The organism is Candidatus Omnitrophota bacterium, assembly GCA_023819145.1.
Lineage (GTDB): Bacteria > Omnitrophota > Gorgyraeia > DTHP01 > DTHP01 > JBFWKV01.
On sequence record JAMWCW010000005.1, the window covers coordinates 104,181 to 115,488 of the forward strand.

The window sequence follows — 11,308 nt, forward strand, 5'->3', positions numbered from 1 at the left end:
GAAGGAGGAGATGTGTTAAAGCGTTTTATGCTCTATCTTATCCGCTGGCAGTTAAGCACACCCATTCTCTGGTTGGTGGTAAGGAATTTAGGTCCGGGTATTTGGGCGACGGTTTTGGCTAATTTAATTGGGGGTTCAATCTTTTTCTGGGTAGATAGATTTATTTTTACTTCGGCAGCGGTAGAGATGTGGCATTTTAAAGAAAAAGGAACCTGCGATAGTTGTGGAAAAGAGACAAGCCTCTGGAGATTAGTTTTTGCTCCTGGGTATGACCGGAGGAATGCCCCTCCAAAATTTTTATGTTTGGAGTGTTCTAAAAAGAAAACCGATGAGTTGAGAAAGAAAGGGATACCTATAAAAGGAAGAAATAAATAAATTATAGAAAGGGGGTGTAATGTATAAAAATTATTTCGTTGTTTTCTGTTTCTTATTATTATTGGTATTTCTCAGTAATTTTATTTACGGTGAAGAAGTTATTTCCCCTGGGCCATTTACTACTTGGACAGCTCCTCTCTGTGGAAAAGGTGTTTTGGTGGCTCAACCCTTCTTCTTCTATACCTCCGCAAGAGGTTCTTTTGATGACGATGGTAAATACCATTCTATTCCCGAAGGCGAAAAGAAGAGGCAAATTCAAGAACAATTGTTTCTTTATTACGGTTTAACTGAGCGCTTAGAAATCGATGCCCAATTAACTTATCAACATAACTATGTAAAACAAGAAGACCTAAAAGCTCATGCTCATGGCTTGGCTGATACCTATTTATTTCTAAGATATCTTTTAAAAGAAGAAGATAAGTTCCCTTGTGTCACCAGCCTTTTTCAGATTAAACTTCCTACGGCAAAATATAAAAATTTAGATGAAGATAAACTTGGCACCGACGCTTTAGGTAATGGAGTTTATGAACCAGGGATGGGATTAATCGCTACTAAAAATTTAAAACCTTTCATAGTACATTTTGATACTATCTATACTCATCCCTTAGAAAGAAAAATAGAAGGAATTAAAACTCTTTACGGCCAAGGTTTAAACCTGGACTTTGCTATAGAGTATTTATTACCAAAAGGATTTAATCTTATGTTTGAACTAAATGGGGTTATGCAAAAAGATAGAAGAGAAAACGGAGAAAAGATTCCTGCTTCTGATATAAGATATCTTATGTTTTCTTCAGGAATTGGTTGGGCATCGGAGAAATTTCAAATGCTCTTTGGTTACCAAAGAACTTTTATAGGTAAAAACACAGAGGTCAATGATTCTTTAGTGCTTACTTTTGTGTATACTTTTTAAAAAGGGGGTGATATAATGTGGTTAGTAACTACGGTAGTTTCGGCGGTAGGGGTGACGATACTTAATCTTGTCCTTCCTAAGAAATATAAATTTAAATTGGGTTTTTTGGCACTAATGCTTTGGGGAGCAACGGTGATGATTTTAATTGACCACATCTTGGGCTACGAAGGAGGGCCTTTTTTAGAAAAAACTACCGAAGGATTAATCAAAAACGGAACATTTTTAGGATTAGCGATGCTTGTTCCGGTATTAGGTATCTGGATGGTTTCGGTTTTAATTACCAATTCAAAAAGGAGGTGAAAGATGGCTTGTTTTTTGGCTCCGATGGCAACTGCCATATTAACTACTGCAGTAAAGAAAAAAGTTTCTAAAGAATACCATTTCCACTGGTTAATTTCTATGCTTTGGGGTGGGGTGATAATGCTTGTTGTGGAACACATTGCTCATGGCGAGATTGTGCTTTATCCTCCATTTTTAACCCGCGGGATAGGCGAGGCTCTTCCTGAGATATTGAAGATAGGAGTTCCAATGACATTGGCGGTAGTATTTTTATGGTTGATAATGGCAGGAGTGGCAAATTGGCTTGAAAAAACAAAAAAGGTAAAATGGGCAGAAGTTTAGAAGAAAGGATACGATAATTATGCCATTTAAAATTTTTTTGAGTATATTTTCTGCAGTGTTTTTTGCAGAAATGGGTGATAAGACACAGCTTGCAGGATTAAGTCTTGTTTCCCGCACAAAATCTCCCTGGTTGGTTTTCTTAGGTTCGGTATCTGCGTATACCATTGTGACTCTCTTTACAGTCTGCTTCGGACATCTTTTAGGGAGATACCTGCCAGAGAATTTCATTCGTTTCGTCTCTGCTTCTATATTTATTATTATTGGAATTTTTATGTTGTTGGGCAAGGTGTAAAAAAAAAGATTTGACGAAAAGTTCTAAGAAGAGTAAAATAGATAAACTTCTTTTTGTCAAAATGGATAAAAAATTTCTTAAAGAAATTCGCATTCATGCGCGCGCAGGACAGGGAGCAATTACTACCGCCAGCATTTTAGGGGATGCTTTATTTGAGGAAGATAAATTTTCCTATGCCTTTCCTCATTTTGGCGCAGCGAGGATGGGTGCTCCCATGAATGCCTTTGTGCGGGTATCGGATAGACCGGTGCGGTTAAGAAGTCAGGTTTATGAACCAGATTACCTTTTAATCATTGACCCCACTCTTATCAGAGGTTTTGATGTTTTTAAAGGGTTTAAGGATGAAGGAGTTGCGGTGATTAATAGCGAAGCAGAAATTTCTCTCTCGGGATTAAAGAAAAGTCAAAAAATATTTTTTATTCCTGCGAATAAAATTGCCCAAGAGATAATCGGAAGACCTTTGGGTAATACTGCAATTCTGGGTGCCTTTTGTGCGGTTACAGATTTGGTAAAAATTGAATCTTTAATTAAAGCAATCAATAAGCGGTTTTCAGGAAAGGTCGCCCAGCAAAATGTAGAGACAGCCAAGAGAGGATACGATTATATAAAAAAATAAGAAATACGAAATTGACCTAAGATGATTATTCACTTAACTGCAAAACCGGGTTCAGCAAGAAATAATAAAACCGGTTCTTGGAGAATAGAGAAAAAGCCAAAATTCTTACAGAAGAATTGCGTTGCCTGTAAGAACTGCCTTATAATCTGTCCTGAAGGTTGTATTACCGGAGAAGAAAAAAATACCTTTAATTGTGATTATGATTTTTGTAAAGGTTGTGGACTTTGTGCAGTGATTTGTCCTAAACAGGACATTATAATGGTAAGTGAGGAATAAAATCCGCAAAAAATACGCTAGATTTTAAGCAAAATAACGCAGAATGAAAGAATACTTAGAAGGTTCACAGGCGATTGCGAAGGTAGTGGCTTTATGTAGACCGGGAGTAATTTCTGCCTATCCCATTACCCCCCAGACGCACATTGTAGAAGGATTAGCACAACTGGTTGCTGACGGAGAGTTAAAAGTAGAATTTGTGAATGTAGAATCAGAGCATTCTGCTGCCTCCTGTTGTTTAGGGGCTTTGGCTACCGGGGTGCGTGCTTATACTTCTACAAGTTCTCAAGGGCTTCTGTTAATGGCAGAGGTTATTTTTAATATTGCAGGATTAAGACTTCCTCTTGTGCTTACCTGTGCTAATCGTGCAGTTTCTGCGCCCATAAATATCTGGAATGACCATCAGGATTCTGTTACCGTAAGGGATTCCGGTTGGATTCAATTCTATGCAGAAAGCATTCAAGAAGCAGCAGACCTCCATATTCAGGGATACCGTTTAAGTGAAGATAAAAGAGTTTTGCTTCCCGTAATGATAAATATCGACGGCTATATTCTTACCCATGGTTATGAAGTAGTGGATATTCCCGCACAAGAATTGGTAGATAAATTTTTACCCCCTTATCAACTGGAGCGTAAACTTGACCCAACTCATCCTCTAACCTTAGGTGTTTTAGCAGGTCCTGATTACTATATGGAGACACGTTTTGCAATTGAAAAGACGATGGAAGATGTTTTGAGTATAATTCCTGAAATAAGCAATGAGTTCCATAGGACTTTTGGCAGAAACACCGGCGGATTAATCGAGAAGTATTGTTTAGAAGATGCCCAAAGAGTAATTGTTGCTATGGGTTCGGTTTGCGGAACGATTAAGGAAACAATTGATGAAATTCGAGAAAAGGGAGAGAAAGTAGGGCTACTTAAAATAATTACTTATCGACCTCTTCCTCAAGAGGAAATTTATCAAGCCTTAAAGAAGGTTAAGGAAATAGCGGTTTTGGAAAAGGCGATTTCTTTAGGCGGTTTTGGTCCTTTATATACGGAGATAAAATCTTTATTTCAGGGTAAAGGTGAAAATCCCAAAATAAGTGGATTCATTGTGGGTTTGGGTGGCCGGGATATAACCAAGAATTCAATTAAGACAGTCTTTGATAAACTTTCTGGAAAGCAAACCGATTGCGAATTTATTGATTTAAAAAACGTAGAAATACGCTAAAACAAAAAGCGAAGCAAGGCAAAGTAAATTAAAAATAAAATGTATAAACCATTATTATCGCCCGGACACACCGCTTGTGGAGGTTGCGGACAGGCTCTGGCCGCAAGACTGGTAGTAGATATTGCTGGTCCCAATGTGATTGTTGTGAATAATACAGGTTGTTTAGAGGTTTTTTCTACGGGGTATCCCGATTCTTCATGGGAGGTTCCTTTTATTCATTCGCTCTTTGAAAATGCCGGGGCAGTAGCCTCAGGAGTTGAATCTGCCTTAAAATATTTAAAAAAAGAAGACCAGATTAATGTTATTGCCCAAGCAGGAGATGGAGGAACTGCCGACATTGGGCTTCAGGCACTTTCAGGAATGTGGGAGAGAGGACACAATGTGTTATCTATCTGCTACGATAATGAGGCTTATATGAATACGGGAATTCAGCGTTCAGGGCTAACTCCCTTGGATACCAATACTACCACCAGCCCCGTGGGGAAATTTTCTTCAGGTAATATTAGGCCGAAGAAAAATATGATAGAAATTGCTTCGGCACATGGAATTTCCTATGTAGCAAGTGCCACTGTAGGTTTCCCCAGAGATTTGCAGAGAAAAATCAAAAAGGCTTTATCTTTAAAAGGTCCTAAATTTCTCCATATCCACTGTCCTTGTCCTTTAGGCTGGAGGCATGAGCCAAATTTGACGCTTGAGGTAGCAAAGCTGGCAGTGGAGACCGGACTTTTCCCATTGGTAGAATTTGAATTTGGAAAACTTATCAATGTTTATAAACTCAAAGAACATAAGCCGGTAGAAGAATATCTTAAACTGCAGGGAAGATTTAAACATTTACTCTCGCCTGAGGCAAAAGCAGAACTTGCCCGCGTGCAGGAAATTGCAGATGGGAATATAGAAAGGTATGGGCTTTTAGTCAAGTAATTATTCCCAGCCAAAAATTCATTAGTAGATATCGAAAAATCAGTTTAATTGTTTAAACAAAGAGGAGGCTAAGATGGTGTATCAAGAAGAATCGGAATTATATTTAAATTTAGAAGAGGCAATAAGGTTAGGTAGAGAGAAGAGGATTAAGATAAAAGATTCAGCCCTTATTAAAGAGAAATTTATTGATGACTTGGTAGAAACTCTTTGTTTGAGTGGCGAGCAAGGAGTAAGAGACAGAGCGTTTGAGATTATCTGGCTCACAGCGCAGGAATTAGGAATTTATCCTTCTTCCATTCAGAAACTCTATGAAGCGCGCGGTAAAGGGAAGGTAAAGGGTTTTACGGTTCCCGCAATTAACCTGCGTGGACTTACTTATGATTTGGCACGGGCAGTGATAAGGACCGCCATTAAGACCAACGCCGGTGCTTTCATTTTTGAAATTGCCCGTTCAGAAATTGGCTATACCCAACAGCGACCTGGAGAGTATGCGGGAGTGTGTATTGCTGCGGCGATAAAAGAAGGCTATAAAGGCCCAATCTTTATTCAAGGAGACCATTTTCAGATAAATGCTAAGAAATACAAGGAGAATCCCTCCAAGGAAGTAGAGGGGTTAAAAGAATTAATTGTTGAGGCGGTGCATTATGGATTCTACAATATCGATATTGATAGTTCAACCCTTGTAGATTTGTCTAAATCCACAATCAAAGAACAACAGAGATTAAATTTTGAATTAGCAGGGGAAATGACCCGTTTTATGCGTGAAATTCAACCGAAGGGTTTAGATATTTCTATTGGAGCTGAGATTGGAGAGGTGGGAGGAAAAAATTCTACGCCTGAAGAATTAGATGGTTTTATGGAAGGTTATCTTGAATTTATTGGAGATTTAAAAGGAATCAGTAAAATAAGCGTTCAGACGGGAACATCTCACGGCGGAGTGGTTTTGCCTGATGGAACGGTGGCAAAGGTAAAACTTGATTTTGATACTTTGAGAACTCTTTCCCAATTAGCCCGCGATAAATACAAACTTGCCGGTGCAGTTCAACACGGAGCATCTACTTTACCTCAAGAAGCGTTTCATAAATTTCCCGAAACTGAAACCGCAGAGGTGCATTTGGCTACAGAATTTCAGAATATGATTTTTGACTCAAAATATTTTCCGTCGGAGTTAAGAGAGAAAATTTATGCTTGGATTAGAGAAAATCTTTCTAATGAAAGGGAAGAAGGACAAACCGATGAACAGTTTTACTACAAAACACGCAAAAAAGCCTTCGGACCTTTTAAAAAAGAATTATTGAATTTACCCGAAAATATCCGTGCCGAAATTCGCAAAGAGATAGAAAATAAGTTTGAATTTCTTTTTAAAGAGTTGCGTGTTACCGGTACAAAGGAAATAGTGGAAAGATTTATCAAAGTAAAGAAATTTTCTTGTCCAAAGAAGATAGTAATGATTAAAGAGCATAACTCTGCCACAAAAACTGATAGTCTCCACCGTACTTATGATGAGTTTGAAGGTGGTGAATAATCAGGGATTACAGGCATTTGTTCTTGGAAATAGACACACATTTTTTGTATCATTTATATTATGTGGTTAAGATTAATCAGTCAAAATTCTTAAAAACTCCGAGTTAAAAAAAGTTGACAAAAAAATAAATTTAGGTATATATAAAATATGATTTTGGAAACCTCGGCTTTTAAAGAAATATTGTTTATGTAAAAAGGAAAGACGGCTACAGAGAATTTGAATTTCCTATATCTATATTAGGAATAAGGGAGTATAAGTAGCTGTTATGTAATAAAAAAGGTTGCAAATAACAACAATACTAAATATCACCCTCGTGTATAAAACTTTACTAAAAAGAAAGGAAAGGTGAAAGATGAAAACAGGAACTTTTATCTTTTCTTTAGGTTTTTTGTTTTTATTTGTATTACCCTGCTTTGCTGAGTTACATATGAGGCAGGATTTGACAGGGGTTTATTATCATGTAAGAGATAATAAGGAACGTTCTTTCTATCCTGCAAATGATGCGGATTACCTCTATGAGGGAAGTATTGACTTCAGTAGTCCGTATAAAGATTATGAATTTTTTGGGAATTTTGAATATCGTGCTACCAACGACCGTCTAGTAGATGTCCAAGATGTTAGCATAGAGAGGATGTTTTTGGGATTGAAAGGAGAAGCGAAGGAGTTTTTAATAGGAGATTTCTATTCTAATTTCTCAGAATATTCTTTAGGTAATGCCTTAAAAGGGCTAAAGATTGTTTTTGGAGATGAAAAGTCAAGACGACTTACTTTAGTGGGAGGAATGGATTTTTCAAAATGGGAGGATCTGTGGGAAAAGCGTTGGGATGATTCTGCAACACGGAAGTATGTATGGGGAGCACGCTTAGAAAACAATCTTCTTGACAATAGATTGTTTTTAAATTTTAACTATGGAGGTTCGAGAGACGATTTAGCTTACATTGGTTCAACAAGCTCACCTCTTTTGGTAAATGTGTTGAGTAGTGATTTTAAGTATATTATCAATGAATATTTTACTCTTACCTCAGAAATAGCTGAAAGCTTTACTGATGAGAATATAAGAGTTGACGAAATAGATACAAAATCTGACTATGCCTTGAAGACTTCCCTTGATTTTAATCACCAGAATTATTCTCTTACTTCTACATATAGTCGCTTAGGGAACCATTTCAATACCACCGGTGGTTTTTCTGCTCAAGATTTGGAGACTTTAAATTTTGATGGGATATGGTTTATGCCGTGGAAAATAAAATTTACGCACTATTTGCATCTGGATAGAGATAATATTTCAGATAATAAGACCACTACAACCAAGCAGATAAATCCTGGAGGAAAAATTTCCTTCAGCTTACCGTGGGACATTTCTTTAGATTTAGGTTCAGATTTACGCAAAAGATTTTCTACTGATAAGGCTACAAATTCCGAAACTCTTACCCACACCTTGAATATAAATCGCGATTTTAGAATTTTTTACTCCTCATTTGGGTATTCAAAAACCATTGTTACCGATGAGGTAAGTCCATCGTCGGAAAGAAAAACTGATACCTATTCGTTGGGTCTGGATGGGAATTTTATGCTTAAAGATGTACGATTCTCTTGGAATATCAGCGAAGATGTTAGCCATGATTATTATATTGAGGCGAATGAAGCAGATTTGTCTCTTCTGACAAGTCTAGGGTTAAGAGCGACCTTTCCATCTTCTCTTACCTTTGATACCAAGATTTCCTTGGGCGATAATAATTATTATCTGAATGATACCGATAGTAATACAAACCGTTACTATTTTGCTATATCACGCAAACTGAGAGACAGTCTTTCTTTTGATATGAGTTATGAATATAAAGGATATAGTTATGTAGATGGAAATAATGATTATGCAGAAGAGATTCTTAAATGTAAACTTAGCCATAGTTTTTAAGGAGGGAGGGAAATGAATAAAAAGATATTTTGTTTAAGTCTTTGCTTGATTTTTATTTTAAACACCTCTGTTTATGCTCAAAATCTTAGAGTGAACAATAAAGAGGTAGAGGAAGGAGAAACTTTAAATCTTTTTTCTGATGATTTGATCGCAGGTAAAATTGTTTTTTCTTTGCGGAAAGATAATTTCAAAAAAGTTGAAATTACTTTTGATAAAGGAAGAAACTGGAAGGAGATGACAAAAGATGGAGATTATTTTATTTTTGAGTATCGGCCTTTAAGCGAAGAAGAAATTATTCCAGAGTTTATTTTGACTGAAGAAAGTGGAAGCATGCAGACGTATAAGCCATATGTAAAAATAGTCTATCAGAAGAAAAAGCCCGATGAGCAAGTAGAACAAGTTTTAGAGAAGATGAAGATTTATTATGAGCAGGAAAATATTGATAGATTTATGGATTTATTTTCTTATGATTATCCTGAAAGGATAAAATTTAAAGAGGCAATTCAGAATGATTTTTATAATTATAAAAATATAAGGTTAAGATATAGAATTGACCGTAAGACCTTTGACAGCGATTTTAAAGGCGCAATCTGGGATGTCTACTGGGAAAGAAAATATGATAATAGAGACGGAACTGCATTTTCTGACTCGGAAACGATTGCCATGCGCTTTGATAGAGAAGGACCAAGTTGGTTAATTTCGGGTATGCGGGGAAATACGATATTTGGGTCAGCTTTACTGGCCCAGCCGGATTTGGAACCCATTTCGCTTACTAATGATGACTCATTACCACCCATTGTAACCGCCGTTATCAGAAATAATGGTTCAACAAGCGCTTCAAATATTTCTGTTAAAATCTACTCTAATAATGTTTTGTTTTATTCAACTACTATCTCTTCACTTGCTAGTGGCGCCCAGACAACAGTTAGCCACCAAGATTATTATAATAATTTTGGCAATAATCCTACAGGAAAAGTAGTGGTAGATGATTCAAACACTATTTCTGAAACTAATGAGAATAATAATGTTTATACCACAACCTTGGATTAGAAACAATGATTTTGTCATAAGGAACTTTTAAAAAGGAACAAAAATGAGAATAAAAAAAGAATTAACTTTACTGTTAATTGCCTTATTTCTTTTAGGAATGGCAAGTCAACCTCAAAAAGTTAACCTTTCCGAAAAAATAGACAAGACATTGGTTGAGGCAATTCTTTCCCAATTAGAGTCAGCTTACGAGAGAGAAGACATTTTGGGTTTTAAGGAATTAATATATAAGGATTTTGAAAATTATTTAGGTTTTATTTCTAAATTAGAAAATTATTTCTATTCAGTAAAATTTTTAAATTTATATTTAATTTTAGATACCTTCCTTATAGATAAGGATAAGGTCTTAGTAAAAATTCATTGGTTTAAAAAAACAATTGATAACTCTGGTGCATTTTCTAAATCTCGCGGAACGGCTGAACTTGCCTTTAAAAACACTCCCCAAGGTCTTAAACTCCTCTATATAAGGAAGGATAATCCGTTTTTTTAAAGAGAAAGGATGGTGAAAAATGAGTAAAGGATTAGGATATTTTTTAGTTTTGATGCTTTTGGTAAATTCTGTGTCTGCCTTTGCCGAAACCAAGACTATTATTTTGCCCAAAGGAACAAGAGTGGAAAAATTGGGAAGCGGTCATTTTAAATTTTTACTGCCGGATAAAAAAATTATTGAGGTAAAGAATTTTGACCTTAAAAGTGGAAGTATTGGACATATAGCCATTGTGGACCCTGACCCACCCCACAGACCGACTATTTCAGGCAGTCAGGGTAGATTCATTGTTCAGAAGAGCCAAGCGGTGCGTATTCCTTCAGGCACTGAATATGTGATGATTGATGATGATATTGCCTGGGTTAGAAAAGGGTTAGTTTCTAAATCTAATTATATAATGATTGACGATGATATTGCCTGGCTTCCCGCAACTATCCAGTTTGGAGTAGAGTCACAAGGAATACAAAAACTTTCTCCCCCGTTCGATTCTTCGGGAGGATTGAAGAAGTAAAACTGACTTTACATAAGAAAGGATAATCCATTTTTTTAATATAATTATTAGAAGATGTTTTATACGAAATAATTATTTTATTAAAAGAGAGGAGTAAGAAAAAGGTAGGTTTGATATGTTTATTAAGCTTTATCTGGCTGAATATGTGTGGCATTATAACCATAGGCAACTTACGCTTAAACAACAAGTTGACAAATTACTAAACTTGCTTTATAACCATAAACATCTTGAAAATTTAGTGGCTCAGATTGAGACTTTACCCAAGACTAAATTATTTTTTATTCTGACAGGGATATTTTTATTCATCAGTAATCTTTCTTATGCCCAGCAGACATCCGCAACAGTAAAGACCATAACGCCATACTTCAGCGAGGCAATAGTCTGGAATTATGGAGGTGAATCTCCTCCCGAAGTGCAGTGGACACCATATCTTCCGCTTACACCACCCCAGATAGCATTAAGGTTTAGATTAGGGGCAAGGCTCAGTGGTTTAAGATTTAATATTAAAGATTCAGTTAAGGTTACTTTCTCCTATAATCCTGATGAAGCAAAGGCAGGAAAGGTTTTAAAGCTTAAGATAAAGCCTGAAATTTTAGATGAGG

Annotated in this window: 15 protein-coding genes; all 15 read left to right on the forward strand. The window is 36.4% G+C overall.

What is annotated here, in order from left to right:
- Positions 1-12 precede the first annotated feature (12 nt).
- Positions 13-375, forward strand: coding sequence for a hypothetical protein (locus NC818_04010; protein ID MCM8783922.1), 363 nt, complete (start codon positions 13-15; stop codon positions 373-375).
- 19 nt (positions 376-394) lie between these two features.
- Positions 395-1,285 (forward strand): transporter, encoded by an 891-nt coding sequence (locus NC818_04015; GenBank protein ID MCM8783923.1) that lies wholly within the window; start codon positions 395-397, stop codon positions 1,283-1,285.
- A 15-nt stretch (positions 1,286-1,300) separates the two neighbouring features.
- Positions 1,301-1,585: a hypothetical protein gene (locus NC818_04020; GenBank protein MCM8783924.1), complete on the forward strand. Its 285-nt coding sequence runs from the start codon at positions 1,301-1,303 to the stop codon at positions 1,583-1,585.
- Between the two features lie 3 nt (positions 1,586-1,588).
- Positions 1,589-1,906: a hypothetical protein gene (locus NC818_04025; GenBank protein MCM8783925.1), complete on the forward strand. Its 318-nt coding sequence runs from the start codon at positions 1,589-1,591 to the stop codon at positions 1,904-1,906.
- A 19-nt stretch (positions 1,907-1,925) separates the two neighbouring features.
- Entirely contained in the window at positions 1,926-2,198 is a 273-nt protein-coding gene (locus NC818_04030; protein ID MCM8783926.1) for a TMEM165/GDT1 family protein, read from the forward strand.
- Positions 2,199-2,259: 61 nt separating this feature from the next.
- Positions 2,260-2,814, forward strand: coding sequence for a 2-oxoacid:acceptor oxidoreductase family protein (locus NC818_04035; protein ID MCM8783927.1), 555 nt, complete (start codon positions 2,260-2,262; stop codon positions 2,812-2,814).
- 21 nt (positions 2,815-2,835) lie between these two features.
- Entirely contained in the window at positions 2,836-3,090 is a 255-nt protein-coding gene (locus NC818_04040) for a 4Fe-4S binding protein (GenBank protein MCM8783928.1), read from the forward strand.
- A gap of 43 nt (positions 3,091-3,133) precedes the next feature.
- The gene (porA, locus tag NC818_04045; protein ID MCM8783929.1) at positions 3,134-4,300 is read left to right on the forward strand and encodes a pyruvate ferredoxin oxidoreductase; all 1,167 of its coding nucleotides are present in this window, start codon (positions 3,134-3,136) and stop codon (positions 4,298-4,300) included.
- 39 nt (positions 4,301-4,339) lie between these two features.
- On the forward strand, positions 4,340-5,221 hold the full coding sequence (locus tag NC818_04050; GenBank protein MCM8783930.1) for a thiamine pyrophosphate-dependent enzyme: 882 nt from the start codon (positions 4,340-4,342) through the stop codon (positions 5,219-5,221).
- 73 nt (positions 5,222-5,294) lie between these two features.
- Positions 5,295-6,746, forward strand: coding sequence for a class II fructose-bisphosphate aldolase (locus NC818_04055; protein MCM8783931.1), 1,452 nt, complete (start codon positions 5,295-5,297; stop codon positions 6,744-6,746).
- Positions 6,747-7,098: 352 nt separating this feature from the next.
- Positions 7,099-8,661, forward strand: coding sequence for a hypothetical protein (locus NC818_04060; GenBank protein MCM8783932.1), 1,563 nt, complete (start codon positions 7,099-7,101; stop codon positions 8,659-8,661).
- A 12-nt stretch (positions 8,662-8,673) separates the two neighbouring features.
- Positions 8,674-9,711 (forward strand): hypothetical protein, encoded by a 1,038-nt coding sequence (locus tag NC818_04065; protein ID MCM8783933.1) that lies wholly within the window; start codon positions 8,674-8,676, stop codon positions 9,709-9,711.
- 43 nt (positions 9,712-9,754) lie between these two features.
- Positions 9,755-10,198, forward strand: coding sequence for a hypothetical protein (locus NC818_04070; protein ID MCM8783934.1), 444 nt, complete (start codon positions 9,755-9,757; stop codon positions 10,196-10,198).
- Positions 10,199-10,217: 19 nt separating this feature from the next.
- Positions 10,218-10,706, forward strand: a complete 489-nt coding sequence (locus NC818_04075) for a hypothetical protein (protein MCM8783935.1) — start codon at positions 10,218-10,220, stop codon at positions 10,704-10,706.
- A 115-nt stretch (positions 10,707-10,821) separates the two neighbouring features.
- Positions 10,822-11,308 (forward strand): hypothetical protein (locus NC818_04080; protein MCM8783936.1); only part of this gene is annotated, 487 nt, incomplete at its 3' end.